The organism is Kitasatospora sp. NPDC088861 (genome assembly GCF_044750105.1).
Lineage (GTDB): Bacteria > Actinomycetota > Actinomycetes > Streptomycetales > Streptomycetaceae > Kitasatospora.
Map to the genome: position 1 here is coordinate 160,714 of NZ_JBIVJF010000002.1, position 26,649 is coordinate 187,362.

Sequence of the window (26,649 nt, forward strand, 5' to 3'; positions counted from 1 at the left end):
ACCGCCGGGGCCGACGCCTTCCTCGGCTCAGGCCTCCTCGGCCGCGGCCAGCTCCCTGGCCAGCTCCAGCCGCTTCACCTTGGTCGTGGCGGTGTGCGGCAGTTCGTCCAGCCGGCGCTGCACCGGCGGGGCCAGCGTGGGCAGGCCGGCCACCGCGCGGTTCCAGCGGGCGAGGTCGAGCGGCTGGTCGTCCCGGGTGCAGACCACGGGCACCGGGGCCTTGTCCCCGCCGGGCACGATGATCACCTCCAGCAGCTCGGGCAGCCGGGTGAACAGCTTGTCCTCCAGGTCCAGGGTGCTGTTGATCCCCGGGATCTCGTCGACCTCGCGGTCCAGCAGATGCAGGCAGCCCCACCGGGTGCGGTAGCCGAGGTCGCCCATCCGCCACCAGCCGTCCCGCGAGAACTGGCCCTCGAAGCGCTCCCGTTCGCCGAAGTAGGTGACGATCTGCCCGCCGCTGCGCACCTCGATGTGGCCGGGGGAGTCCTTGGCCACCGGCCGGCCGTCCCGGCTGACCACCCGGACCTCGGTCATCCCGGGGAAGGTCCGCCCGACGCAGCGGCCGTCGGCGCCGCTGCGGCGGTGCCGGGTGTAGGTGCGGGCGGCGATGGCGCCGGTCTCGCTCTGCCCGTACGTCTGGGCGAAGAACGGCAGGCTGCGCTCGGACGCGCCCAGCAGGGTGTCGACCGTGCGCGGGTGGATGGCGTCGAAGGTGTTGCTGAAGCAGCGGACCTTGGCCAGCGGCTTCGCCGGGTGGTCCGCCAGGACCTCCCAGCTCAGCAGGGTGTTGGGGTGGGACTCGATCACCCCCGGGGGGATCCGGGCGAACAGCTTCGCGACGTGCTCCGGCTCGTCGTCCCGCAGGATGATCATGGGATGGCCGCGCAGCGCGAACAGCGCGGCCCCGCTGATCATCCGCGAGTGGACGAAGGAGACGTGCACGGCGATCGGCTCGTGCCGCCCGACCGGGGCGAGCAGCACCGACTGCGGGCGGCAGCGGGCCTGGATCGTGATGCCGGTCTGGACGGCGAGCTTGGGCAGGCCGGTGGTGCCCGAGGTGTGGGTGATCAGGGCCGGCCGGTCCTGCGGCATGGTCACCGGCGCCACCCGCTCGACCCCGGCCAGCCCGGCCAGCGCGGTCGCGCCCGGGAACTCCCCGGTGGCCACCAGCACCCGCTCGGTCAGGTCGAACACCTCGGACGGGAGTGCCTGCTCCAGCTTCGCCGCGTCGGTGAGCAGCGTCGGCCGGGACAGTCGCCCCAGCAGACGGGCGACGGTGGCGCCGTCCAGCTTCGGGGACAGCAGCACCGGTACCCCGCCGACCCGGGCGACGCTGTAGGCGAGCAGGGAGATGTCGAAGCTGTCCGACTTGTGGATCACCACGTGCGAGCCGGGGCGGACCTGGGAAGCCCACAACCGGGCGGCGAAGTCGTCGACCAGGTCGGCGAGTTCGGTCAGGGTGACCCGCCGGCCCAGCTCCGGGGCGATGTCGAGGTCGTGGTCGAGGTAGACCGGGCTCGCCGGGTGACGGGCGGCCGCGCGGTCCCAGACCGTGCCCAGCCGGATGCCTCGATTGCCGACGCGTTGCAGGAACATGCTCCTCTTCCCCTTCGGTTGGTCGCGGATCGCTCGGGCGCCCGGTGCCGGGGCGCCGGACGCCGGGCCGGCCTCACGGCTCGCGCAGGGCCCGGTCGACGAGGGGGCCGGCCGCTCCGGTGTACGTGGTCGGATCGCACAGCCGAGAGAGCTCGACCCTGCCGAACATGCCGTCGAGAGCGGGCAGTTCGGCGAGCACCTGCTCCAGCGGCCGACCGTCGCGGTCGGCTGCGCCGGACGCCTCGGTGAGCAGCTGCTTGGCCGCCGCCTTGCCGAGCCGGGGTGCCAGGACGGCGACGATCCGCTCCGAGACGATCTGACTACCCGTCAGTTCGAGGTTGGTGCGCATCCGTTCGGGCTTGACCTCCAGCCCCTCGGCGAGCTCCACCGCGGTGTGTGCGGCGCCCCCGGTCAGCCGCAGCGCCTCGCGCAGCAGCTGCCACTCGGCGTGCCAGGCGCCCCCCGAGCGCTCGTCCTCGGCCAGCAGGCACTGGGTGAGCCCGGCGGCGATCACCGGCACCTGCAGCGCGGCGCTGCGGATCAGGGTGGCCAGCACCGGGTTGCGCTTGTGCGGCATCGCGGAGGAGCTGCCGCGCCCGGCCGCGGTGGGCTCGGCCACCTCGCCGACCTCCGTCCTGGTCAGCGACTGCACGTCGATCGCGATCTTGCCGAGGGCGCCGGCGGTGAAGGCCAGCGCGCCCGCGAGGTCGGCGATCGGGGTGCGCAGCGCGTGCCAGGGCAGCACCGGGCGGGCCAGCCCGGTCTCGGCGGCGAAGGCGGTGAGCAGTCGGTCCAGGTAGTCGCCCGGGTCCGGCGCCGCCCCGTTCGCCCCGCCCGCGGCCGCGCCGTCGATCCGGGCGTACTCCAGGTACCCGGCGAGGGTGCCGGCGGCGCCGCCGAGCGAGACCGGCAGACCGTGCTCGGCGACCCGTCCGAGCCGCTGCTCGGAGTCCAGGACGAGCTGGCGCCAGCCGGCTGCCTTGAGGCCGAAGGTGGTCGGTACGGCTTGCAGGGCGAGCGTGCGGCCGGGGAGGACGGTGTCCCGGTGCCGTTCGGCGAGGACGGCCAGGGCCCGCGCGGTGCGGGCGAGGTCGGCGCGGATGATCCGCAGGGCCTGGGCGGCCACCAGCATCGCACCGGTGTCCAGGACGTCCTGGCTGGTGGAGCCGCGGTGGACGTACTCGGCGGCGGCCCGGTCCTCGGCCGCCACCACCCCGGTCAGCGCCCGGACCAGCCCGACCACCGGGTTGGCGGTCTCCCGGGACTCGACCGCGAGGGCCCGCAGGTCCAGCAGCTCGGCGCGGGCCAGGCGGGTGATGGTGTCGGCGGCGGTCCTCGGCAGGGTGCCCAGCCCGGCCTGGGCCCGGGCCAGCGCCGCCTCGGCGTCCAGCATGGCCTGTAGCCAGGCCCGGTCGCAGACGGCGGCCTCGACCGGCGTCCCGGCGCGGACCGGCGAGAGCAGCCCGGCGTCGGTCAGGATGTCGGCCGCGTCGTGCGGGTCGTGCGGGCCGCCGGGTTCGTCCGGCGCGGCCGGCTCGTCAGGGTCGGTCATATCAGCACTCCGGTCAGGTCGGTGACGGCCGCGTCCGGCCGGACGCCGAAGGGCAGCTGGGTGGTGGGCGGCAGGGCGAGCAGCGAGCGGGCGATCGCGTCCGAGTCGCCGAGCGTCACCGAGTCCACGCCGGGCCGGATTCCGGCCGCCGTCACCCAGTGCACCGACTCGGTCGGCACCCCGTAGGCGTAGCGCCGCGGGTGCGCGCGGCCCCGGGTGTCCAGCAGCCGGTACGGCCGTTTGGTGACGGCCAGGCCGCCGGTCTCGTAGTCGGTGCCGCCCGTGCCCGGGATCCGGTACGCGGTGGCCTGTTCGGTGCTCAGTAGGTGCTGCAGCAGCGGGTCGGTGGTGCGGCGCAGGTCGGGTTCGGGCAGCCGGGCCTCGATCAGGACGGTGGCGCGCACCGGCGGCTGGGGCACCGCCCGGGAGGTGAGCACGTAGGCGGCCGCCTCGGTGTCGATCCGGATCTCGGTGCCCGGGCCGGTGAGTTCGACCACCCCGGCCTCGATCAGGGCGATCAGCTCCTCGATCCGGGAGACCGGCGGGCCGATCGACAGGAAGGCGTTGAGCGGGGTGTACCAGCCCTCCAGGTCGTCCCGGTGCGAGTTCCCCTCCAGCCCGCCGTGGTCCACCGCGAGGCGGATCTCGTTGCGCAGGTCGCGCAGGATGTCCAGGGCGGCCTTGAGCGGGCCGCTGAGGTTGCCGGCGCGGGCCGCCTCGACGTCCTCGGCCAGGTACCCGAGCAGCCAGTCGCGGAAGTCCTCCGGCCCGCTGAACTCCCGGTCCCCGTAAGGGCGGAAGAGCCGCTCCCAGTCCCACCGCTCCGACTCGGGGATGCCGTACTCGTCGAGCAGGGCCGCGAAGCCGCCGCCGTGGGCGACCGTCAGGTACCGCTGGACGAAGGGCTCCCGCTCGGCGCCGCGGCCCTTCGCGTCGAGCAGCGTGCCGTAGTAGACGCTCTCCACCTCGCGCGCGATCAGCGGCCACAGGTCGGTGCGGAACTGCACCGGCTCGCCGGCCGCGGACTGCTCGCGCAGCCCGGCGATGTACTCGGCGGTCAGCAACCGGGGGAAGTAACGGCCGTACGCGCCCTTCTCGTTCTCGCCGCGGGCGTGGTACGGGATGCCGCGGCGCGAACTGGCGAACAGTTTCGGCTCCCGGCCCGACGGCCGGTACACCAGCCGTCCGTCCGCGCGGACGAAGGCGCCGCCCCGGCCGACCGTGAACAGGGCCATGTGGTCGAAGAAGTTCAGCCCGAGGCCGCGCAACAGTACGTGCTGGCCCGGCAGGATGCCGCTCAGGTCGAGATCCGCCGGGTTGGCCGGGGTGATGTAGGTGAGGTGGTGGATCCGGGACAGGCTCGCCGTCCGCTCCTCGTGCGGGGTCGGCCGGGCCGCGACGTGGCCCTGGGCGAGCACGATGGCGTCCAGGTGGTTGAGCCGGCTGCCGTTCTCCAGGCGGATGCCCTGCGGGCCGCCGGGGACACCGTGGGTGTCCGCCATCGCCACCGCCCGCGAGCGGTGCACCTGGACGGTGACGTGCGCGGGCGCGCCGTCCACCACCCGGCGGAAGCTCGCGTTCAGGTAGCGCCCGTAGAACGCCCGGGTGGGGTAGCTGTCGGCTCGCAGGGTGCGGGCCTCGGCCACGCACTCCTCGTCCTGCCCGGAGGCGGCGCCGGCCTCGGCGACCTCCACCGCCCACTCCCACAGGCTCGGACCGGGCTCGATCGGGCCGTCGATCCGGGAGCTGTCGTCGGTGTACACGGTGATCTGCGAGGCGACGGTGTTCATCAGCAGGTGCCGTGACTGGTCCTGGCGCCAGACGGCGCCGGCGCCGGGCGCGGCCGGGTCGACCATGTGCACCGTGATGGAGCCGTGCGAGGGCGCCGCGCGCTCGTTGGCGCAGAGCCGCTCCAGAACGGACAGGCCGCGCGGGCCGGCCCCGATGACGCAGACCTCCAGTGCCGCCTTGCTGCCCACTCCGCTCATGCGCCCGCCCCGCTTCGCTCGGCAGGGGCATTCGCCCGCGCGCACCTCTCGATGACGAGATGGCTTCGCTCACTCATGGCTTCACGTCCTCCACGTCTTCCACGTCCGCCCGGGTGCCCTGCGGGGCGTCGGCGAGCAGCAGGCGGGCGAGTTCCAGGCGCTTGATCTTGGTGGTGGCGGTCCTCGGCAGCTCGTCCAGCCGTCGGTGGACCGGCTCGGCCATCGGCGGCAGCGACGCCGTGGCGCGCCGCCAGGCCGCCAGGTCCAGTGGTTCGTCGTCCTTGGTGCACACCACCGGCACGGCCCGGCCGTCCGGGCCGGGGATGATGATGACCTCGGCGAGGCCGGGCAACTGGCCGAACAGGGTGTCCTCGGCCGCGAGGGTGCTGCCGAAGCCCTCGATCAGGTCGACCTCGCGGTCCAGCAGGTGCACGCAGCCCCACTTGGTGCGGTAGCCGACGTCGCCCATCCGCCACCAGCCGTCCGCCGACACCTGGGCGTCGTAGCGGTCCTGCTCGCCGAGATAGGTGACGATGCGTCCGTCGCTGCGCACCTCGATGAAGCCCGGGTTCCGCTCGGACGGCGGGTTGCCGTTCCGGCTGACGACCCGGACGTCGGTCATCCCGGGGAACGGCATGCCGACGCAGCGGCCGTCGTCGTCCAGGGTGCGGCGTCGGGTGAAGCCGCGGACGATGGCCGGGCCGACCTCGCTCTGCCCGTACAACTGGCCGAAGAGCGGCGAGCGGCGCCGGGTGGCGCGCAGCAACCGGTGCACGGTCCGCGGGTGGATCGCGTCGAAGGTGCTGCTGAACAGCTTGACGTTGGACAGTGGGCCGCGCGGGTCCTGCGCCAACTCCTCCCACTCCATGAAGGAGTTGGGGTGCGCCTCCAGGATGCCCGGCTTCAGCCGCGCGAACAGGTCGCCGACGTGCTTCGGGTCCGACTCGCGCAGCACGACCAGCGGGAAGCCGCGGTAGAGCGAGATCGCCAGCGCGGTGATCAGCCGGGAGTGGACGAAGGAGACGTGGATGGCGATGGTCTCCCGGCCCGGGATCAGCGGGGCGATGACGGAGGCCTGCGGGCGGTAGCGGGACTGCAGGCTGAACCCGGTGTGCACGGCCAGCTTGGGCGTCCCGGTGGTGCCCGAGGTGTGGGTGATCAGCGTCGGGTGGTCGGCCGGCATGATGACGGGTTTGACCCTCTCCACCCCGGCCAGCGCCCGCAGTTCGACGGCGTCCCGGTACGAGCCGGAGGTCAGCACCACCCGGTCGGCGAGGTCGAAGACCGTCTCGGGCAGCACGTTCTCCAGCTTCTCCTGGTCGGTCACCAGGAACGGCCGGTCGGTACGGCGGACCAGCTCGGCGACGGTCGCGCCGTCCAGAGCCGGCGACAGCAGGACCGGGACCGCCCCGATCCGCGCCGCCGCGCACGCGAGCAGCGTGATGTCGAAGCCGTCGGCCTTGTACACCACCACCCGCCGGCTCGGCCGCACGCCCGCCGCCCAGAGCCGGGACGCCAGGTCGTCCACCAGGTCCGACACCTCGGCGACAGTCGCCCTGCGGCCCAACTCCGGTGCCGCGTCGAGGTCGTGGTCGAGGATGAGGACGTTCGCGCCGTGTCTGGCCGCGGCGCGTTCGAAGAGCATCCCGAGCTGAATTCCCCGGTTTCCGATACGTTGAAGAAGCACCTGTACGCCTCCCGGGCCGCGGCTGTGCGCCGTCGGCGCCTGACGTGAATGGAATGGACACCACCCGCGGTGAAAGGGACACCGTCCGAGGTGAATTGGCGTGCCCGGGCGTCCGAATGGCCGCGTGCCCGGGTACGAGCCCGGGAATTCCGGGCGAATCGCGGAAAGGCCGGATACCGCCCGGCGTCACGCCTCTTCGATGACGGCCTTGATGCGCTGCAGGGTGGCGGCCAGATCGCCGGAGATCTTGTCGCCCCACTCCGCGAAGAAGCGCTGCTTCTCGGCCGCGTCCATCTCCGCGGTGATGCCCTTGATGCCCTGGGTGGCCGAGTCCATGCGGAAGTGGTGGGTCAGCAGGCTGCCGCCGCCCTCGGCGGCTTCGATGTCGAAGCCCCAGATGCTCTCCTGCTTCTGGCCGTCCGAGTTGTGTATCGCCCACCGGAAGGTCCGGCCCGGCTCCGCGGTGACCACCTCGGACTGGGTCGTCCACCGGCCGCGGACCACCGGTGCCCAGGCGACGATGTCGTCGCCGCGGAGGTTGTCGCCGCGGAACACGGACCCGACGGCGGCCGGCTCGCCGACCGTCCATTCACCGCCCAGGCATTCCGGGCTCCATTCGCCGCTGCGCGGCAGGTCGCTGACCACCGCGTAGACCTCGACCGGTGTCGCGGAAATTCGAATGTCGGCGTCGGCGGAGAATATCGGCTGCTTCTCGTTGATGGTTTCGCCCATGCCGGGGATCGTCCCAGCCCGGCCCCGGCGGGGGTCAAGGGCGGGCCGGCGGGTCCGTCAACTCCGTGATTCCGTGTCAACTCCGGCCCGGTGCCGCGGCGAACGGCCGCGAACCGACCGGCATCGCGTACCACGAACCGGCCGGCACCGCGGGCCGCGAACCGGCCGTCCCCTCGAACCGCTACGAACCGGCCCGGATCTCGCGGGCGAAGTGCAGGGCGACGATCGACATCCGGGCCGCGTGATAAAAGCGGTGCGCGCCGTGGTTGGTCACCCCCGAGTCGAGCTCGATCCGGGCGCACCCCGCCCGCCGGGCCCGCTCCTCCAGCTCCGCCATCAGCCGCCCGCCGACCCCCGCCGACCGCACCGCGCGGTCGGTCACCAGGTCGTCGACGAACAGCAGCCGGCCGCGGCTGGTCGCCAGCACCCGGTGGGTCGCCACCCCGACGCACCGCCCGCGACCGTCGTACGCGGCGGTGAAGGCCAGCCCCTGCGCGTGCGCCTCGGCGGCGAAGGCGGCGAACCCCTCGGCGGTCAGGGCCGGCCTCAACTGCCGTATCAGCGGCCCGACATCGGCCGCCATGGCGGCGCTCCCCGGTGCGACGTCAACCATCGTCAGTTCCATCCCTCGATCTTCGCAGGGAATCCCGGTCCTCGGTCCGGGCGGGGATGTGAGTCCGGGCCCGTGGTCAGCCCGTGGTCAGCCCGCGCAGGCCGGGCAGAGGCCGCGGTAGGTGACGGCGGCGTCGGTGACGGTGAAGCCGAAGCGCTGGTCGGTGGGCAGGGCGGTGAGGGGGTCGTCGGTGGGGTGGACGTCGCGGATGGTGCCGCAGTGGGTGCAGACGAGGTGCTGGTGCGGGTGGTGGGCGTTGGGGTCGTAGCGCTTGGCCCGGCCGTCGGTGGAGACCTCGATGACCTCGCCGAGGGTGACCAGTTCGCCGAGGGTGTTGTAGACGGTGGCCCGGGAGATCTCGGGCAGGCGTTCGGCGGCTCGGGCGTGGACCTCGTCGGCGGTGAGGTGAACGTGCTCGCCGTCCAGGACCTCCGCCACGACACGCCGCTGGGAGGTGAGGCGCCAGCCGCGTCCGCGCAGTCGCTCCAGCAGGTCACTCATATCGGTTCACCTATTCAGGTCAATGGGAAGACCGGATTTTACCAAGTGATTGCGGCTTCTCTCCGGTTCCCGATCGGATATGGGTTTGGTGTCAATCTTGACGTGGATCGAGTCCATCGTAGGATCGGCTCCGGCGATAGCCTGGGTAGCAGGAAGTAGCAGTCAAGACACCGTGATCCGCCTTGTAGGGAAGGATTTCCATGTCTGAGAACCACGATCCCATCGTTACCGAACCCGAGCCGCAGGCGGAGGGCACGGGTGGCTGCCCGGTGGCCCACGGGCGCGCGCCGCACCCCACCCAGGGCGGCGGAAACCGCCAGTGGTGGCCGGAGCGGCTCAATCTGAAGATCCTCGCGAAGAATCCGGCCGTGGCGAACCCGCTCGGCGCGGACTTCGACTACGCCGCGGCGTTCGGATCCCTCGACCTTCCGACCGTGAAGCGGGACATCGAGACGGCCCTCACCACCTCGCACGCGTGGTGGCCGGCCGACTACGGGCACTACGGCCCCTTCATCATCCGGATGGCGTGGCACAGCGCGGGCACCTACCGGATCAGCGACGGCCGCGGCGGCGCCGGCGCCGGGCAGCAGCGCTTCGCCCCGCTGAACAGCTGGCCCGACAACGCCAGCCTGGACAAGGCCCGCCGCCTGCTGTGGCCGGTGAAGAAGAAGTACGGCCGCAACCTCTCCTGGGCCGACCTGATGATCCTGGCCGGGAACGTCGCCCTGGAGTCGATGGGCTTCGAGACCTTCGGCTTCGGCGGCGGTCGCGTGGACGAGTGGGAGCCGGACGAGGACGTCTACTGGGGCCCGGAGACCACCTGGCTCGGCGACGAGCGCTACACCGGTGACCGCCAGCTGGAGCGCCCGCTCGCCGCCGTCCAGATGGGCCTGATCTACGTCAACCCCGAGGGCCCCAACGGCACCCCGGACCCGCTCGCCGCCGCCCGCGACATCCGCGAGACCTTCTACCGGATGGCGATGAACGACGAGGAGACCGTCGCGCTGATCGCCGGCGGCCACACCTTCGGCAAGACCCACGGCGCGGGCCCGGCGGACAACGTCGGCCCCGACCCCGAGGACGCCCCGATCGAGCAGCAGGGCCTCGGCTGGAAGAGCACCTTCCGCACCGGCAAGGGCGGGGACGCGATCACCAGCGGCCTGGAGGGCGCCTGGACGGCCACCCCGGTGACCTGGGACAACAGCTTCTTCGAGACGCTGTTCGGCTACGAGTGGGAGCTGACCAAGAGCCCGGCCGGCGCCTTCCAGTGGAAGCCGAAGGGCGGCGCCGGAGCGGGCACCGTCCCGGACGCCCACGACCCGTCCAAGCGGCACGCCCCGACGATGCTGACCACCGACCTCTCGCTGCGCCTGGACCCGGTCTACGAGCCGATCTCCCGGCGCTTCCTGGAGCACCCCGAGGAGCTCGCGGACGCCTTCGCCCGCGCCTGGTTCAAGCTGACCCACCGCGACATGGGCCCGGTCGCCCGCTACGTCGGCGCGGAGGTCCCGGCCGAGCAACTGGTGTGGCAGGACCCGCTGCCCGCGGTCGACTACCGGCAGATCGACGCAGCGGACGTCGCCGCCCTGCGGGAGCGGATCGCCGCCTCCGGGCTGTCGGTCTCCGAGCTGGTGTCCACCGCGTGGGCGGCGGCCTCCTCCTTCCGCGGCAGCGACAAGCGCGGCGGCGCCAACGGCGGCCGGATCCGGCTCCAGCCGCAGATCGGCTGGGAGGTCAACGAGCCGGACCGGCTCGCCTCGGTGCTGCGCACCCTGGAGGGCGTGCAGCAGGAGTTCAACGCCCGGTCCGGCGCCAAGCAGGTCTCGCTGGCGGACGTGGTGGTGCTGGCCGGCGGCGTCGGCGTGGAGAAGGCCGCCCGGGTGGCCGGCCACGACGTGGTGGTGCCGTTCACACCGGGCCGGGTGGACGCGACGCAGGAGCTCACCGACGTCGACTCCTTCGCGGCGATGGAGCCGACCTCGGACGGCTTCCGCAACTACGTGGGCAAGGGCAGCCGGCTGGGCGCCGAGTACCTGCTGCTCGACAAGGCGAACCTGCTGACCCTGAGCGCGCCCGAACTGACCGTCCTGGTCGGCGGCCTGCGGGTGCTGGGCGCCAACTACCAGCAGTCTCCGCACGGCGTCCTCACCGAGACCCCCGAGGCCCTGACGAACGACTTCTTCGTCAACCTGCTGGACCTGGGCACGGAGTGGAAGGCCACCTCGGAGGACGGGCACACCTTCGAGGGCCGGGACGCGGCCACCGGCGCGCTCAAGTGGACCGGCACCCGGGCCGACCTGGTCTTCGGCTCCAACTCCGAACTGCGCGCCGTCGCCGAGGTCTACGCGAGCGACGACGCGAAGGAGAAGTTCGTGGCCGACTTCGTCGCGGCGTGGGTCAAGGTGATGAACCTGGACCGGTTCGACGTCGCCTGATCCCGCGCCCGCCCGATCCCGTGATCCCGGGTTCCCGGGCGGCCGACGGGAGTTGGCGTCAGCCGTCCGGAGGGCGGTGAGGATCCGCCATCGGCCCGGAGGTGTACGCCTCCGGGCCGATGGCGGACCGCTACCGGGGTTGCGCCGCCGTGCCGACGTTGACCAGCCCGGTCTCGTAGGCGGCGACCACCTCGATCCCCTCCGATTCGAGGATCAGCCGGAACCCGGTGCGGACCAGGGCCTGGTCGTCGGCCACCACCACGCGCAGCGCCCGCTCGCTCATGAACTCTCCAGGGGGATAAGGGCCTTGACGCGGTAGCCGCCGCGCGGCCGGGGGCCGGTGTGCAGGGTGCCGCCGTAGACGGCGAGGCGTTCGCGCAGGCCGATCAGGCCTCCACCGCGGCCATCGCCTCGCGGGCCTTGTCCGGGGCGGTGTCCAGGATCTTGCGGGCGGCCCCGGCCTGGATCGTCATCATGCTCACGTTGTGCGTCACCACGTCGTGCAACTCCCGAACGATCCACGCCCGTTCGAGCTCCACCGCGTGCTCCAGCGCGGCCAGCCGCCCGCGCTCCAGGGCGGACAGCCGTTCGCGCTCCTCGTCCACCCGGCGGCGCCACATCCGTAGTTCGTAGGCGACCGCGAACACCGGGACCAGGACCAGCAGCGCGATCACCGCGTTGGGGAAGTGCGGCAGCTTGGCGTCGTCGAAGAGCACCACCAGCGTCGCGGCGGCCGCCGGCAGGATCGGCAGCAGTGCCGCCGGGCGGCGCCCGTAGGCGGCGGCGCTGTAGGCGGCGATGATGACGGCCACGCCGGCCGCGTACGCGATGTCCTCCGACTGGTGGCGCACCAGCAGCGCGGCCGGCATCACCGCCCACAGCACCGCCAGCGGCAGGCGGCGGCGCAGCACCAGCGGCAGCGGCACGAGCGGCACCAGCAGCATCAGCCCGTACCAGTCGGTGCCGTGACCCTTGCTCGCGGTGGTGGCGTAGCGGGCGCAGGCGAAGGCGAGGAACAGGGCCGGGGCCAGGTCGAAGGCCTGGCCGCGCCGGGTCGGCCGGACGGGGGAGCGGAGTCGCCCTGGGCAGCGTCCCCGGCGCGCCGCCCGTCCGTACCTTCGTGCCGTCCACCAGGCGGGAACGTACGAGGAGCGGGGGACGAGCAGCGAACCGGTGATCGAACTGAGCGGTGTGAGCCGCCACTACGAGGGCGCGCGGGCGGCCCTCGCCGAGGACTGCGCCACCGCACGGTCCGGATGCGGGACGGCCGGATCGCCTCGGACTCGGCGGTGGCGGCATGACCGCGCTGGGCAGGGCGGTGCGCGCGGGTGTCCGCCGGAGCCGCACGCAGTCCGTCGCGATCGGGCTGGCCGCCCTGGTGGCCACCACCTGCTCCGTCCTCGGCGGCTCGGCCCTCGACGTGTTCGGCACGCCGGTGCTGGCGCTGCTCGGGTTCGGCGGCGTGCTGATCGCGCTGCTCGGGGCGCTGCTGCCCGCCGTCCGGGCGGCTCGGGCGCGGACGATCGAGGCGCTGCGGGCCGAGTGAGGGGCCGGGCGGCGGGTCAGGCGCCCTCGCCGGGCCGGTGACCCTCCGCCTTGGGCTCCTCCGCCGTGTCCTGTTCCGCCGCGTTCCGCGCGGCCGGGTCCTGCTCCGCCGGGTCCTGCTCCGCCTTGTGCTCGGCGGTCCGGACCTGCTCGGCGAAGGCCTGCGCGTCGATCCGCTCGACCGTGGCCCCGTGCCGGGAGGCCAGGTCGTCGGCCCGGTCGGGGGAGGACTCCCGGAGCTCCAGGACGAGCAGCGCGCCGCCGTCCGGGACGCGCGGCGAGAGCATGATCAGCCCGGCGCCGCCCTCCGTCGCCCGGCCCTCCTCGGCGGCGTTGCCGAGCGCCGCACCGGCCGCGAAGCCGAGCAGGACGCCGATCGGCCCGCCGACCAGGCCCACCAGGCCGCCGAGGACGCCGGAGCTGACGGTGGTCACGCCCGCGCCCCGGGTGAAGGTGTCCTGGATCTCCAACAGGCCGTCGGCGCTGCGCTCCAGCGCCGCCAGCTGCCGCAGGCCCGGCAGGTGCTGAGCCTCGTCGAAGGCCGTCCGCCACGTGGCGGCGTCCGGGAAGGTCAGCAGGACGACGTTGTGCTGCTCGCTCATCGCGCTCCGATCGGGCCGGGGGCGGGGGTTGCCGGATTCCATCGTGACCTTCGGTGCCCGGCCCGGCCACAGGAGCGACGGGCGGTGCGGACTGCCCGGGGCCCGGCCGTTCAAACGTGGGGCCTGGTTCAGGCCCCCGTCACTGCCCGGATTCCGGACAGGTGTAGGGCGACGGGAGGTTCGACGGCTGGCCGGGGGAGCGGGCGCGGCCTGCGGAAGCAGGACGGGCGGGGAGGCCTCGTCCCTATTTCGACCCTGGCCGAAATTGTGCCCGGTGCGCGGCACACCCCTGGTGCGGCGGGTGGGGCGGTGCCAGGATCCCGACCCGGCACGACCGTGCCAGACCCGAATGTCTGAAGGAGGCACCATGCAGCCCACGGCAGAGCAGGTCCGCGCGCTCAAGGACGAGGACTTCCGGCTCACCCTCGGCCAGGGCCACCAGGTCCACCCGGCCGGCGACCTGTCGGACGAGGTCTACGTGACCGCCGCGGTGCAGGCCAGCACCTGTGGCGGTTGGAGCAGCTGCGCCCACGTCTGCAGCTTCTGAGTCCGCCGTCCGCGGCGCGGACCCCGGTCGCACCGCCGGAGCCCGCGTCGCGGACGCACGATACGGCCGGTGAGCGCGCGCCCCGGCCGCATCGCCGGGGCGCGTACGCCCGGTACCGCGACCGTCGAGCGCACAGCACCGAAACCGTCGTGCACGAACCGAGCATGGAGAGACCGCCCGTGGTTGACGCGTCCGAAATCCGTCGGGCCGCCGCCCGAGCCGTCCCGCTCGCCGCCCGCGGTCCGCTGCCCGACCCGGACGCCCAGCGCGCCGAACGGACTGAACGGGCCGACCGTGCCGGGCGGATCCTCGACCGCTGGCGCGCCCAGCCGCCCTTCGACCGGGACGACTGGTTCGAGCGCCGCCTCGCCGCCGACCGCCTCGACCCGGACGGGCTGCGCGCCCTGCTCGCCGAACACCCGGCCGACCTCGCGGACCGCCTCGGCACCCCCGACTGGGCCGAACGCCTCGCCGCCGCCTTCGAGGCCGGGCACACCCTCGACCTCCCCGAGGAGCACGCCTTCGCCCGGCTCGTCGCCCCGCTGCTCGCCGACGCCCGCGACCGCCTGCGCACCGGCCTCGCCGAACTCGGCCCCGCCACCCCGGGCGCGGCTTCCCCCGGTCCCGCCACCCTCGGCACCCCCGACCAGCTCGCCGACCTCGTCCTGCCCGCACTCACCGCGACCGCGCACACCGCGGCCGTCCGCACCGTCATCACCGAACTCCACGTCGCCCGCCTCTCCGGCGAGTTGACCGGAGACACCCCCGAACAGCGCTACCGGAACTTCCTCGACCGGCTCACCGAACCCGGCCGCGCCGTCCGACTCCTCGCCGAATACCCGGTGCTGGCGTACCGGCTGGCCACCGCCGCCGAACAGTGGACCGCCACCTGCCTCACCCTGTACCGCCGCCTCGCCGCCGACCTCCCCGCCCTCGCCCGCACCTTCGCCGACGGCCGCCCGCTCGGCCGCCTCACCGAACTCGCCACCGGCCTCGGCGACCCGCACCGGGGCGGCGCCAGCGTCAGCGCCCTGCGCTTCGAACACGGCACCCGCATCGTCTACAAGCCGCGCCCGCTCGGCGCCGAGACGCACTTCCAGCACCTCCTGCGCTGGCTCAACCCCATGCTCCGGCTGCCGCTGCACGACCTCGCCCACCTGGCCCGCGACGGCTACGGCTGGGTCGCCCACGTCGCCGCCGAACCAGCCAGCGACGACGCCGAGTTGAGCGACTTCTACCACCGCGCCGGCACCCTCGCCGCGCTGCTCCACACCCTCGACGCGGTCGACTGCCACGCCCAGAACCTGATCGCCGTCCGCGACCAGCCGGTCCTGATCGACCTGGAAGCGCTGTTCCACCCCGACCTGCCCGAACCCGCCAAGGACCTCTCCGAGTCCGAACGGCTCGCCCGCCACCAGGCCCGACACTCGGTGCTGCGCTCCGGCCTGCTGCCCGAGCGCATGTGGGACGAGGGCAACGGCGGCACCGACCTCTCCGCCCTCGGCTGGGATCCGGGCAGCCTCCCGCCGCGCCCCGCCCCCGTCCTGGTCGACCAGGGCACCGACCGGCTCCGCCTGGAGTACCACCGGATGCCCGTCGCGGCGCCCGGCAGCCGTCCCGTCCCGCCCGGGCGGCCGCTGCGCCTGGCCGACCACGTCGGCGAGCTCGAAGCCGGCTTCACCGAGGCCTACCGGCTGCTCGCCGCCCACAAGGGCGAACTCCGGGAACTCATCCGGGCGTTCGCCGCCGACGAGACCAGGATGCTCCGCCGCGACACCTTCGAGTACCGCAGCCTGCTCGCCACCGCCTGCCACCCCGACCTGCTCCGCGACGGCCTCGACCAGGACCGCCACCTCGACCGGCTCTGGGCGCTCCCCGCCTGGGAGGACCACGCGCTCGCCTACGTCGACCACGAGCGCGCCGACCTCTGGCGCGGGGACGTCCCGGTCTTCACCATCCGCCCCGACAGCGTCGACGCCCGCTCCTCCACCGGCGTCCTGATCCCCGGTGTCACCGACCGGCCCGCACTCGACCTCGCCCTCGCCAAGGCGGACGCCCTCGGCGAACCGGACCTGGCCCGCCAACTCCAGCTGCTGCGCCTGTCGGTGACCACCGCGGACGGCGCCCGCGAGCCGCGCCGCCACCCGGTCACGTCCCCTCCCGCGCCACCCGGGAGGCCGGCCGAAGGCCCGGACCTGGCCGCCCGCGCCCTCGCCAAGGCCGTCGACGCCGGCGAACAGCTCCTCCGGGAGGCCTACCGGGGGAGCGCGGACCTCGCCTGGGCCGGCCCCAACTGGGCCCCGCCCGGCCGCTGGGCACCCGCCGAACTCGGCCCCGACCTCTACAGCGGGACGGCCGGCGTCGCCCTCTTCCTCCATCAGCTCGCCACCGTCACCGGCGATCGCGAGCACCGAAGCACCGCCCGGGCAGCCGAACTGACGTTACGTCACCAAATTCGCCGGCGCGCCGACCGCCTCGGCGGCGGCCTCGCCGGAGTCGGCGGCATCCTCTACGCCCTCGCCCACCTCGCCGCCCACCACCCCGACGCCGAACTCGACGCCCTGGCCGCCCAGGTGGTGCGCCGCAGCGCCGCCACCGCCGCCGACGACGCCCAGCACGACCTCCTCGCCGGCAACGCGGGCACCATCGGCGGACTGCTCGCCTGGGCGGCCGTCCGCCCCGGCCCCGCCGTCACCGACGCCCTCGCCGCCTGCGCCGAACGCCTCGTCCGGGCCGCCGCCCCGCACCCCGAAGGCGGCGCCGGCTGGCTGCCCGCCTCCCTCGCCGGCACCGTCAAGCGCCCGCTGGCCGGTTTCGCGCACGGCGGCTCCGGCATCGCCTGGGCGCTCGCCCGTGCCGGCCGGCATCTCGGTGACCCCCGGCTGCCCCAACTCGCCCTCGCCGCCGTCGAGTACGAACGCACCCTGTTCGACCCGGCCGCCGCCAACTGGCGCGACGTCCGCGAGGACGACGGCCCTGACGCGCCCCACTACCCGGCCCTCTGGTGCCACGGCGCCTCGGGCATCGCGCTCGCCCGCACCGAACTCGCCGAACTCCTCCCCGAAGCCCGCGAGTTGCTCCTCGCCGAACGCGACACCGCCCTGACCACCGTCCTCCGCGAGGGCTTCGGCCACAACTTCTCGCTCTGCCACGGCGACTTCGGCAACCTCGAACCCCTCCTGCTCGCCGGCGACCGCTGGCGCACCGCCGCCCTGCGGCAGGCCCACGCCACCCTCGACGACCTCGACACCCGCGGCTGGACCTGCGGCCTCCCGCACGGCGTCCACAGCCCCTCCCTGATGGTCGGCCTCGCCGGCACCGGCCACGGGCTGCTCCGCCTCGCCGCCCCCAGCACCCCCTCCCTCCTCGCGCTCCACCCGCCGACCCCCTGAGACGGCCGGCGAGGTCGGCGAGGCCAGCGAGGCCGGGCAGCGCGGGCTCGGCCGGGATGTTCCTGTGATCGTCGGACCGCGTGCCCGGAGCGTGCCGCAACCGGCCCCCGAATCGAACATCGCGGACCCTCCCGGTGATCGATTGCCACCAACTCGCCGCCGCCGACACGGAATCGCCCGGATCGAGTGAGACCGGCCGGGACACGCCGGACGGCCCGGCGGACCGCTGCCAGGATCGGGGTCCGCACCGCAGCCGGCCCTTCGCAGCGTGCCTTCCGGCACCGCTGCCGACCCCACACGCCCACTCGGCGGTGAGGGCTGCCCGCGCGCGGATCCGCTGCGGCCACAGGCCGCCGTACCAGGGAGCAGGGAGCACTGTGTCCGAACAGATCGTGAAGCCCGAGAGGCCCCACACCCCGCCCGACCGCACCCCCTCCGACCACGACCAGCCCGACCAGCACGACCAGGACCACGACCAGCACGACGAGGAGCTGCGCCTGCGCTTCCCCGGCGACCGCCGCGCCGAGGCCGGCGCGTCGATGTCGGCGAACGCGATGCTGCGCCGCCTCCCGCACCTGGTGCGCCGCGCGGTGGCGCTGGCGTGGGCGGCGGACCGGACGTCCACCGTGTTGCTGCTGGTGTGCCAGGCGCTGGCGGGCGTGTTCGGGGCGTTGGCGCTGTACGCGACGACCGGCGCCCTGGGCGCGCTGCTGGTGGCGGGCCCGGTGGGGGAGCACCTGCGGACCGCCGCGCCGTCGCTGCTCCTGCTGACCGTCTCGGCCGCGCTGCGCGCGGTGCTGGGGGTCGCGGTGGTGGGGCTGTCCGGCCGGGTGTCGCCGAGGGTCACCCGGGAGGCGGAGCTGGCGCTGATCGCCGCCGGGTGCGCGGCCGAGCTGCGGGCGTACGACGAGCCCGCGTACAACGAGCAGTGGGAGGCGGCCGATCGGGGTGCCTCGACCACGCCGGACCTGCTCTCCAACGCCCAGGACGTGATCGCCTCGACGGTCTCGCTGGCCGCTGCGGCGGGTGTCCTGGCGACGCTCCATCCGTGGCTGGTGCCGCTGCTGCTGCTGGGTTCGGTGCCGACCGGGGTGGCGGCCGTCCGGACGGCCCGGATCCACTACCTGGCGGCCGTGGTCACCAACGAGGACCGTGGCGCGCTGCGCGTCTACCGCTGGTTCCTGATCGACAAGACCCGTGCGGACCAGGTCCGTTCGGACCAGGTCACGCCGTTCCTGATGGCCGAGTACCGCCGCGCCGGGGAGAAGATCGTCGAGGCGACGGACCGGGCGACCAGGGAGGCGGCGAAGGTCTCCCTGCTGGCCTCGCTGGGCACGGGGGCGGGCAGCGCGCTGGTCTGGGGCACGCTGCTGTACCTGGTGGCGAGCGGCCGGATCGACCTGGCGGCGGCGGGTACGGCGACGTTCGCGCTGCGGACGGCCTCGTCCGGGCTGCAGGGCCTGGTCGGCAACGGCGCCCGGCTCTACCGGATGGGCCTGTACCTGGACGACTACTTCACCTTCCTGGACGAGGCCGGCGGTCACCGGATCCGGCGCGGCGGGATCGTGCCGGACGCGCCGCGACTGGTGGAGGTCGTGGACCTCGGGCACGCCTACCCCGGCGAGCAGCAGGAGCCGGCGCTGCGCGGGGTCAGCATGACGCTGCGGGCCGGGGAGGTGGTGGCGGTGATCGGGCAGAACGGCAGCGGCAAGTCGACGCTGCTGAAGCTGCTGTCGGGCCTCTACCTGCCGCAGTCCGGCCGGATCTGCTGGGACGGCGTGCCGGTGGAGGAACTGGACGCGGACGGCATGTGGTCGCGGGTGGCCCGGGTGCCGCAGGAGTTCGCGCGCTGGCCGCTGGGGGCGGCCGAGAACGTCCACCTGGGGCACCTCACCGAGCAGGTGATGGCGGACGTGGAGCGGGCGGCCGCGCGGACGGGCTTCGACGAGATCGTGGCCCGGCTGCGGTCGGGCTGGCGCACGCTGCTGGCCCAGGGCTGGTGGGGCGGCGCCGAGTTGTCGGGCGGCGGCTGGCAGCGGGCGGCGGTGGCCCGGGCGCTGTACCGGACGGTGCGCAGCCCGGGGCTGCTGATCCTGGACGAGCCGACCTCGGACCTGGACCCGCGCGCCGAGCACCGCATCCTGCACGCGCTGCGCGCCCTCGCCCCGGGGCGGATCACGCTGCTGGTGACGCACAACATCGCCAACGCGGCGGTGGCGGACCGGGTGATCGTGATGGACCGGGGCCGGATCGTGCAGACCGGCACCTGGGCGGAGCTGGCGGCGCGCCCGGACGGGCTGTTCCGTGAGCTGCTGGACCTCCAGCGGGACCGGACGGTCCCGGCGCAGCGGGTTTAGGGCGTGTCTGACAATTCCCGCCGGGCGCGCGACGCCGGGCATCCCGCCCGGACGCACCGCCGAAACGCCCAAGTACGACCCAGTACGAGGACGCTTCGCCGGCACGCCCGGCCGGGCGCCCAACGCCGCGCGCTGATCCGCCGCGAATTGTCAGACACGCCCTGACGTCCTCGGCCGTCGAGGCCGGTGCTGACCGTCCTCCGTACCGTCGTCGTCACGGCGGTACGGAGGACGGGCGGCTCCCGCCGGACGCGCGGGGTCTCGTTGACGGCCCTGCGCCGGTGCGTCGGTGCGCCGGTGCGCCAGTGGGGCAGCGCGTCAGTGGGTCGTGCGTGCCGCGTCGCGCAGCCGGCGCCAGGTGCGGCTGACGGACGCCAGCCCGGCCCGCCCGGCGGCGGTCCCGCCGCCTTCCCAGGCCCGGGCCGCCTCGGCGAACGTCTCCGCGCGCTCCGCGTTCTCCGCCGCCGCCCGGGCCGCCTGTGCCTGCGCAGCCCGGGCGGTGAGCCGCACGTCCTCCGGTTCGATCATGTCGAGCCTCGCCCGGACGTGGTCGAGCAGCGCGGCGCAGGAGTCGTCGATCGCGGCCTCGCCCAGCGGGCGCGCCGGGAGGTCCAGCCCGTCCGTCAACCGCTGCTCCAGGGCGGCCCGCAGGTCCGGCACGGAGATGTCGCGGATCGTGAGGGAGAGGTGGGCGGAGAGGCCGGCGGCGCCGACCGCGCGGTGCGCGAAGCCGCGCGGGACGTAGAGCACGCTGCCGGGTTCGAGGACGCCGTGCAGGAGCCGCGGGGAGTGCTCGTCGTCGGGGAGTTCTCCCGGCGACCAGTGCGCCACGGTCGGCGCGTCGTGGACGTACCAGGTCTTGCGTCCGGCCGCCTGGAGGACGAACACGTCGGCGTCGTCACGGTGCACCGCGAGACCCTGGCCGCCGGCGGGCGTGACGAAGAAGAACGCCTCGACGCGCCGGTCGAGTTCTTCGGACAGCCGCGCCACCAGCTCGCCCGTCGGGCGGTGCCACTGGTCGACGCAGCGCAGCAGCAGCGTCGCCCCGGCGCCCAGGAGCGCGAGGACCTTCGCACGGTCGGCGAAGCCGTGGTACGTGGTGCCGTTGACCACGCGTGACGTGGTGTAGGCCTCGGGCGGGACGGTCACCTTGGTGGAGCGGACCATCTCCAGGTAGGGGGTGCGCAGCAGCCCCGTGTCGAAGGCGGCGTCCAACGCGTCCAGGTCGAACGGCGGGGCGAGTTCCTCCGGCGTGAAGACCGCGGGCTTGCGCTGCCACTGGTGGCCGGTGAAGCTCCGGACATCGCCGACCCAGTCGGCCAGCGTGGGCGATTCCATGGTGTGTCCCGTGGTGTCAGGGTGTTCGGGGCTCGTGGGTCAGGCCCTGGCCGCGGCGTCGAACCGCACGGAGAGCAGGGAACGCAGGGGGACGTGCGTCTCCTGCCGCGGGCCGCGAATGGCGAGCCGGTGGTCGAAGGCGACGTTCAGCAGGCGTTCGGCCAGGGGTACGACCAGGTGCTTGGCCCAGCAGCGGGCTCCGTCGAAGCCGAACGGCATGAACCCGGGCGTCTTCTCTGGGTCCGCCATCCCGGCCCACCGTTCGGGCCGGAACTCCAGCGGGTCGGACCAGTGCTCCGGGTCGCGGTGCATCAGGAGCGGGAAGAGCGCGACGCGGTCCTCGGGCCGGATCTCGGGGTGCAGTCCGGTGTAGGCGTGGCCGTCGTTGCGGAACAGCATCCACGCGGGCGGGAGCAACCGCAGGGTCTCCCACAGGACCTCGGTGAGGTCGGCGCGGGCGCCCTCCCGCTCCCGGTCCGGCCCCATGAGCCACAGGGCGTTGCCGGCCAGCGCGGCGACCCCGTCGCAGAGGGTGGCCGTCGATCGCCGGTACAGCGCGATGGCCTGCCTCCGCTCCCGGGCGCCGGAAGCGTCGCGGATCTGCGCGGCCAGCGCGGTGCTCCTGCCCTCGGCAGCGGATCCCGGCCAGACGGTGACGGCGCGGTCGACGATCCGGGAGAGCCTGTCGGAGCGGGTGACGCCGCGTTTCGACAGGAGGGAGACCGGCAGGGGGTCGGACGCGAAGAGCCATCGGCGCAGGTAGGAGGTGGCCGCGTAGGGCCAGGCGCCGGACAGCCCGCGTGCCGGGGGCTGCGGGGTCCTGATGCCCGCCATGACGTCCTGGCCCAGCGCGCGGATCGTCCGGGTCGCGCTGTCGTGGTGGATGTCCGCTCCCGCGGCGGGCTTGTAGACCGAGCGCTCCGCCGACCGCACGGGGCGCGCCGCGACGATTTCGGCCATCAGCTCGCAGTCGGAGACGCCGACCGTGCGGGCGTCGATCCGGAATACCTTTTCTTCCCTGGTCAGCAGGTCCTGGATCTTCGGGGCGTAAACGATGGAATGGCTGCGCCCGGCTGTCGGCGCCATTTCCTCCACGAGAATCCCGCCTCCAATGAAATGGCGATGAAATGAGTTCTCCGCAGCCGGTGGAGAACTCCGGACAGGGAGCGGGTGGGGCACTCCGCCGCGCCGGCGGGGACCACGGCATGCCCGGGGCCCCCGCCGCCGACGGTGCATCAGATGACGTGCAGGACCCACGCGTGGTTGGCGAGGTCCTCGTCACGCTTGAACTTCTTCACGATCGCCTTGATCATCTTCATGGGTATTCTCCCTTTCCGAGATTGCGGGCACAACGGAACAAGCGCCCGCGGCTTGGCGGAAATCCGACATTCCGGCCTGGAAGTCGAACTGGCTTTCATCTAACTCCGGACCTCAAGCGAAAGCTAGGTCCCTGACGGTCTTTTGACAAAGGATTCCCTGTTCCTCTGGTCGAGTGTGCGTCGCATTAGATGGCCGATCGTTATAACTTCCCGAGGCGCGCGGTGGGGGACCATATCGGTATGGAACTGAGGATTGAGGCCACCGACCTGCCGGGGCGTGAGTGTGCCGCCGCGCCGGGCTTCCCGGGCTACCGGGACCTGCACGTCGCCGTCCAACGCCGGGGTCGCCCGGCCGAGTTGCTCGACCTGTTCCCCGGTGACGCGCCGCGCGCCCACTGGTCGCTGGAGTGCGAGGCGAGGCCGACACCAGGAGGAGTGGACCTCACCGGCCGGTACGTGCAGGGCGGTCCCGGCGCCCGGTTCGTCTACCTGAACTGGGTGACCGGGAACGGCGACGGCCGGGCGCTGTTCCGCCGGGCCAAGCTGCTGCTGGCGGCGGTCGACCGGGAGGTCGCCGAGGCGGCGGTGGAGCGCGGCGTCCTGGTGGCCCGGCTGCGCCTGACGGACGCCAAGGGCCACCCGTTGTGCGCCGCCGTCCGCCCGCCCGTGGTGACCTGGTCGGCGGAGGGCTGAGTACGCGGCGTCCGAACGCGCGAGGAGGGCCCCGCCGCACGCGGGGCCCTCCTCAACGTTCGGTATGCGCAGGTCAGTTGTACGTGGTGGTGACGGTCACGCCGCCGAAGCCCTGCTGGGCGTAGAGGCTGAAGTACACCCAGCCGGACGGCGGGTTGGTGATGGTGAGGGTCTCGCCGTTGCCGGCGTTGGTGGACTTGGCCAGGTTCGACCCGGTGGTGGCCCACGCACCCCCGTTGTAGTAGAGGTCGGCGTTGCCGGTGCCGCCGCTGGTGGTGATGGTCAGCTGCTTCACGCCGGCGGGCAGGTTGAGGAAGCTGTAGCTGTAGTTGCCGGTGGTGGCGGCGACGCCGTCGCGGCGGCAGTTCTTGTCGTACTGCCGGGTGTCGCCGGCGGTGCAGAGCGGGGCCTGGCTGGTGGGCAGGCTGCCGCAGTTGTCGGCGCCGCAGGCCTTGAGCCAGGTGGCGAAGTCGGCGTCATACGAGGTGCCGATGGTGGTCTTGAGGAGGGCGCGGGCGCCGTTCCAGTCGCCGACGCGGTACTTGGCGAGGAGTGCGTCGACGTCCTGCGGGTGCGACTGGAGCATGTAGCGCACCGCCAGGTAGCCCCAGTTGTAGACCTTGGTGGAGTCGGAGTTGTCGTAGGTGTTGTCGAAGAGGGTGCTCAGCGCGTAGGTGCCCTTGGCGGCCTGCGCGACGGCGTCGTCGTAGTGGACGCCCCGGTAGCTGTACGAGACGTACTCGGCGAGGCCCTCGACCCACCAGACGGTCGGGGTGGTCATGCCGGCGGCGAAGTCGCCGTAGAAGTCGTAGCGGCCGTCGAGGTAGTGGGTGTACTCGTGGTTGAGGTTCCAGATCTGGAAGGCGGGGCGCAGCCAGGAGGCCTCGTGCGCGATGAAGCGGGCCTGGTTGCCGGCCTTGGCCGGGTCGCCCTCCTCGTACATGCCGCCGTTGTCGACGGCGATGCCGTACATCTCCCAGGCGTAGAGGCTGTACTCGTAGTAGTCGTCGAAGACGACGACCTCAAGACTGGTGTTGTTGTCGTTGGCGACCGGGCCCTTGTCCTTGACCACCTGGTGGAAGAACTGGTCCTCGTTGATCAGGCTGGTGCAGGTGTCGGCGAGCTGCTGCGCGGTCATGTCCTGGGCGCGGATGCGCAGGTTGGCGTTGCAGGTGTGGTCGACGGTGAGCACGAGCGGGACGAGCCGGGCGGGCAGGTCGCAGGTGCCGTAGTAGCTGCAGTTGCCGGTGTCCTTCTTCTCCGCGAACCAGACCAGGTTCATGGTGAGCGGACCGGTGGCGCCGACCAGCGGGTAGCGGTTGATCAGGTCCTTGACGATCGGCCGGCCCTGGGCCTTGGTGGCGTCGTTGGCGACCAGGTTGCCGATCTGGATGCCGATCGAGGTGACCAGGTCGGAGCCGTTCAGCTGGGAGCTGTTGCGGGTGACGAAGGACGCCATGGCGGTGGCGAAGGAGGGGTCGGCCTGGAGGGCGGCGGTGAAGGCCGGGAGGTCGAAGCCGCGCTCGATGACGGTCTTGGTGTTGCCGACGGCGTCGGCCATCGAGCCGGTCCAGGAGCCGGTGTAGTCGTTGAGCAGGCCCTTGACGACGCCGGTGTAGCGGGCGTTCTCCTGGGCGCTGTCGATCAGGGTGACGGCCTCGGCGAGGGTCGCGCCGTTCGCCTCGGTGACGTCCTTGCTGTGCGGGGCGGCGAAGAAGCCGTCCAGGGCGCCGCGGATGGCGGTCTGGAGGGTGGTGCCGTACGGGCCGACCACGTCCGAGTGGTTCCACTGCACGTAGTAGCCGGCGCGGAGGTAGACCACCAGCTGGCCGGCCGAGGTGGAGTCGTCGCCGGGGTAGGCGGCGGACACGTCGCGCAGGGCGTTGGCGACGGTGGCCATCTGCGCCTCGTTGAACGCGCCCTTGGCGTCGTTGCCGGTCAGGTTGTACAGGGTGTTGATGCAGCCGAGGTCGGCGGCCTTGACCTGCTGGACGAGCGCGGCACCGGTGTTGCCGGTGAAGGCGGACACGTTGCAGGCGGCGGCGGGGGCGGCGGAGAGCTGCTTGGCGGCCTTGGCGGCGTGCGCACCGGTGGCGCTGCCCGCCGCCGGGGCGGTCGCCTTGGCCTGCTGGTCCGCGGCCAGCGGGCGGGCGTCCTTCGGAGTGTCGGGGGACTTGGGCACCGGGACGGAGCGCGGCGCCGCCGCCTTGCCGGCCTGGGCCTGGGCCTTGAGGGTGGTGGTGGAGTCGGCCGTCGCGGCGTGTGCCTGCGGGGCGAACAGGCCGAGAGCGAGGAAGAACGCGGCGCCGAGCGCGGGCAGTTTCCGCGCCTGGGCCGTGGTTATCCGGAAGGGACGCATCTGTGGGGGCCTCCGGGGCCGTTGAGGGTTGCCGTGCGGTTGGGGGCACACGGGTTTCTGATGTGTGACATGTAAAATGGCACAGCGATTGCGGCCGGGGGAAGGCTTGGGAACGGATTCGCGTCGGGCGAGATCGAACCGTTGCCGGATCAACACGCCGTCAGGCCGGCGACGGGGGTGCGATCCGGAGCAAAAGCGGTGAAACCCTCAGGCGGCGGCAGTCCGCGCCAACGGCGTCAACGCCGCGAACTCCAGCGGCGCCGACGGATCCACCGACAGCTCCGCCGGAGCCGGCTCGGCGCCGGAGCGGACCAGCAGGTCGCCGATCGCCGCCACCATCGCCCCGTTGTCCGTGCAGAGCCTCAGCGGCGGCACCCGCAGCGTGATCCCGGCCGCCGCACAGCGCTCCTCGGCCAGCGACCGAACCCGGGAGTTGGCCGCGACCCCGCCGACCACCACCAGGGTGCCGATCCCGTGATCGGTGCAGGCCCGCACCGCCTTGCGGGTCAGCACGTCGGCGATCGCCTCCTGCAACCCGGCCGCCGCGTCCGGGACGTACGGGTCGGAACCGCCCGAGCGCTGCGCCTCCACCCAGCGGGCGGCGGCCGTCTTGAGTCCGGAGAACGAGAACGCGTACGGGTCGTCCCGCGGTCCGGTCAGCGGCCGCGGCAGGCGGACGGCCGTCGGGTCGCCGTCCCGGGCGGCCCGGTCGATCGCCGGCCCGCCGGGGTAGGGGAGGCCGAGGATCCGGGCGACCTTGTCGAAGCACTCGCCGGCCGCGTCGTCCAGGGTGTCGCCGAGGTGGACGATCGGATCGCGGGCGAGGTCGCGCACCAGCAGCAGCGAGGTGTGCCCGCCCGAGACGATCAGCACCACGCAGGGGTTCGGCAGCGGCCCGCCGTCCAGCGTCGCGGCGGCGACGTGTCCGGCCAGGTGGTGCACCCCGTACAGCGGGACGCCGAGCGAGAACGCGTAGCCCTTGGCCGCGGCCACCCCGACCTGGAGCGCCCCGGCCAGCCCCGGACCGGTCGTCACCGCGACGGCGCCGACGTCATCGAGCGTCAGCCCGGCCCGCGCCAGCGCCTCGCCGACCACCGGCGCCATCGCGTGGACGTGCGCCCGGGCGGCGATCTCCGGCACCACCCCGCCGAAGCGGGCGTGCTCGTCCATCGACGACGCTACCGCCTGCCCGAGCAGTACGCCGTCCCGGACCAGACCCGCGCCGGTCTCGTCGCAGGAGGACTCGATCCCCAGCACCACCGGTGACCCTGTCACAGTCACTCACCCTCATCACTCATTACATGCACTCGCGACCATTGTGCCCGACGAGACGTGAGGAATAAGCAGGAGCCCATGCTTCGTTCCTGCAACTCATACGCAATAGTGTTGTCCC

Annotated in this window: 20 protein-coding genes; 6 read left to right on the plus strand and 14 right to left on the minus strand. The window is 73.3% G+C overall.

Going from position 1 to position 26,649, the window contains the following annotated elements:
- Positions 1 to 27: 27 nt before the first annotated feature.
- The 7 genes from ACIP37_RS04565 to ACIP37_RS04595 all read right to left on the minus strand — a co-directional run bounded on the left by ACIP37_RS04565 (position 28) and on the right by ACIP37_RS04595 (position 8,669).
- Positions 28 to 1,596 carry a class I adenylate-forming enzyme family protein gene (locus ACIP37_RS04565; protein ID WP_363587045.1) on the minus strand — a complete coding sequence of 523 codons (1,569 nt, stop codon included), beginning with the start codon at positions 1,594 to 1,596 and terminating at the stop codon, positions 28 to 30.
- Between the two features lie 73 nt (positions 1,597 to 1,669).
- Positions 1,670 to 3,148, minus strand: coding sequence for an adenylosuccinate lyase family protein (locus tag ACIP37_RS04570; protein ID WP_400843295.1), 1,479 nt, complete (start codon positions 3,146 to 3,148; stop codon positions 1,670 to 1,672).
- Positions 3,145 to 5,136, minus strand: a complete 1,992-nt coding sequence (locus ACIP37_RS04575) for an FAD/NAD(P)-binding protein (protein ID WP_363587047.1) — start codon at positions 5,134 to 5,136, stop codon at positions 3,145 to 3,147. The genes ACIP37_RS04570 and ACIP37_RS04575 overlap by 4 nt, the downstream gene beginning before the upstream one ends.
- Positions 5,137 to 5,209: 73 nt before the next feature.
- The gene (locus ACIP37_RS04580) at positions 5,210 to 6,781 is read right to left on the minus strand and encodes a class I adenylate-forming enzyme family protein (protein WP_400803335.1); all 1,572 of its coding nucleotides are present in this window, start codon (positions 6,779 to 6,781) and stop codon (positions 5,210 to 5,212) included.
- Between the two features lie 228 nt (positions 6,782 to 7,009).
- Positions 7,010 to 7,555: an SRPBCC family protein gene (locus ACIP37_RS04585; RefSeq protein WP_400803332.1), complete on the minus strand. Its 546-nt coding sequence runs from the start codon at positions 7,553 to 7,555 to the stop codon at positions 7,010 to 7,012.
- Between the two features lie 181 nt (positions 7,556 to 7,736).
- Positions 7,737 to 8,168: a GNAT family N-acetyltransferase gene (locus ACIP37_RS04590; protein WP_400803329.1), complete on the minus strand. Its 432-nt coding sequence runs from the start codon at positions 8,166 to 8,168 to the stop codon at positions 7,737 to 7,739.
- 87 nt (positions 8,169 to 8,255) lie between these two features.
- Positions 8,256 to 8,669 carry a transcriptional repressor gene (locus tag ACIP37_RS04595; protein WP_363587051.1) on the minus strand — a complete coding sequence of 138 codons (414 nt, stop codon included), beginning with the start codon at positions 8,667 to 8,669 and terminating at the stop codon, positions 8,256 to 8,258.
- Positions 8,670 to 8,869: 200 nt separating this feature from the next.
- On the opposite strand from ACIP37_RS04595, the gene katG reads away from it, so the two are divergent.
- A complete protein-coding gene (gene katG, locus ACIP37_RS04600; RefSeq protein WP_400803325.1) occupies positions 8,870 to 11,104 on the plus strand; it encodes a catalase/peroxidase HPI in 2,235 nt (744 codons plus the stop codon).
- A 130-nt stretch (positions 11,105 to 11,234) separates the two neighbouring features.
- Here katG and ACIP37_RS04605 read toward each other — a convergent pair whose 3' ends face one another.
- Positions 11,235 to 11,387 carry a hypothetical protein gene (locus tag ACIP37_RS04605; protein WP_400803322.1) on the minus strand — a complete coding sequence of 51 codons (153 nt, stop codon included), beginning with the start codon at positions 11,385 to 11,387 and terminating at the stop codon, positions 11,235 to 11,237.
- A gap of 103 nt (positions 11,388 to 11,490) precedes the next feature.
- Complete coding sequence (locus ACIP37_RS04610) at positions 11,491 to 12,048, minus strand: histidine kinase dimerization/phosphoacceptor domain-containing protein (protein WP_363587053.1); 558 nt, start codon at positions 12,046 to 12,048, stop codon at positions 11,491 to 11,493.
- A gap of 353 nt (positions 12,049 to 12,401) precedes the next feature.
- Between ACIP37_RS04610 and ACIP37_RS04615 the strand changes: the two genes are divergently transcribed.
- Positions 12,402 to 12,650: a hypothetical protein gene (locus ACIP37_RS04615; RefSeq protein ID WP_363587054.1), complete on the plus strand. Its 249-nt coding sequence runs from the start codon at positions 12,402 to 12,404 to the stop codon at positions 12,648 to 12,650.
- A 16-nt stretch (positions 12,651 to 12,666) separates the two neighbouring features.
- Here ACIP37_RS04615 and ACIP37_RS04620 read toward each other — a convergent pair whose 3' ends face one another.
- Positions 12,667 to 13,251 (minus strand): hypothetical protein, encoded by a 585-nt coding sequence (locus tag ACIP37_RS04620; protein WP_363587055.1) that lies wholly within the window; start codon positions 13,249 to 13,251, stop codon positions 12,667 to 12,669.
- A gap of 367 nt (positions 13,252 to 13,618) precedes the next feature.
- Between ACIP37_RS04620 and ACIP37_RS04625 the strand changes: the two genes are divergently transcribed.
- The 3 genes from ACIP37_RS04625 (at position 13,619) to ACIP37_RS04635 (ending at position 19,547) form a co-directional block, all read left to right on the plus strand.
- The gene (locus ACIP37_RS04625; RefSeq protein ID WP_063346527.1) at positions 13,619 to 13,798 is read left to right on the plus strand and encodes a hypothetical protein; all 180 of its coding nucleotides are present in this window, start codon (positions 13,619 to 13,621) and stop codon (positions 13,796 to 13,798) included.
- Between the two features lie 179 nt (positions 13,799 to 13,977).
- Positions 13,978 to 17,190: a type 2 lanthipeptide synthetase LanM family protein gene (locus tag ACIP37_RS04630; RefSeq protein WP_400803317.1), complete on the plus strand. Its 3,213-nt coding sequence runs from the start codon at positions 13,978 to 13,980 to the stop codon at positions 17,188 to 17,190.
- A 377-nt stretch (positions 17,191 to 17,567) separates the two neighbouring features.
- Positions 17,568 to 19,547 carry an ATP-binding cassette domain-containing protein gene (locus ACIP37_RS04635; RefSeq protein ID WP_400803314.1) on the plus strand — a complete coding sequence of 660 codons (1,980 nt, stop codon included), beginning with the start codon at positions 17,568 to 17,570 and terminating at the stop codon, positions 19,545 to 19,547.
- 318 nt (positions 19,548 to 19,865) lie between these two features.
- Here the strand turns inward: ACIP37_RS04635 and ACIP37_RS04640 are convergent, their stop codons facing one another.
- The gene (locus tag ACIP37_RS04640) at positions 19,866 to 20,885 is read right to left on the minus strand and encodes a JmjC domain-containing protein (protein WP_363587058.1); all 1,020 of its coding nucleotides are present in this window, start codon (positions 20,883 to 20,885) and stop codon (positions 19,866 to 19,868) included.
- A gap of 39 nt (positions 20,886 to 20,924) precedes the next feature.
- Positions 20,925 to 21,971 carry a cytochrome P450 gene (locus tag ACIP37_RS04645; protein ID WP_363587059.1) on the minus strand — a complete coding sequence of 349 codons (1,047 nt, stop codon included), beginning with the start codon at positions 21,969 to 21,971 and terminating at the stop codon, positions 20,925 to 20,927.
- 473 nt (positions 21,972 to 22,444) lie between these two features.
- On the opposite strand from ACIP37_RS04645, the gene ACIP37_RS04650 reads away from it, so the two are divergent.
- A complete protein-coding gene (locus ACIP37_RS04650) occupies positions 22,445 to 22,897 on the plus strand; it encodes a DUF5990 family protein (protein WP_363587060.1) in 453 nt (150 codons plus the stop codon).
- 73 nt (positions 22,898 to 22,970) lie between these two features.
- On the opposite strand, the gene ACIP37_RS04655 is transcribed toward ACIP37_RS04650, so the two are convergent.
- Both ACIP37_RS04655 and tsaD read right to left on the minus strand, forming a co-directional pair.
- Positions 22,971 to 25,256, minus strand: coding sequence for a M9 family metallopeptidase (locus ACIP37_RS04655; RefSeq protein ID WP_400803308.1), 2,286 nt, complete (start codon positions 25,254 to 25,256; stop codon positions 22,971 to 22,973).
- A gap of 207 nt (positions 25,257 to 25,463) precedes the next feature.
- A complete protein-coding gene (gene tsaD, locus ACIP37_RS04660; RefSeq protein ID WP_363587079.1) occupies positions 25,464 to 26,516 on the minus strand; it encodes a tRNA (adenosine(37)-N6)-threonylcarbamoyltransferase complex transferase subunit TsaD in 1,053 nt (350 codons plus the stop codon).
- Positions 26,517 to 26,649: the final 133 nt, after the last annotated feature.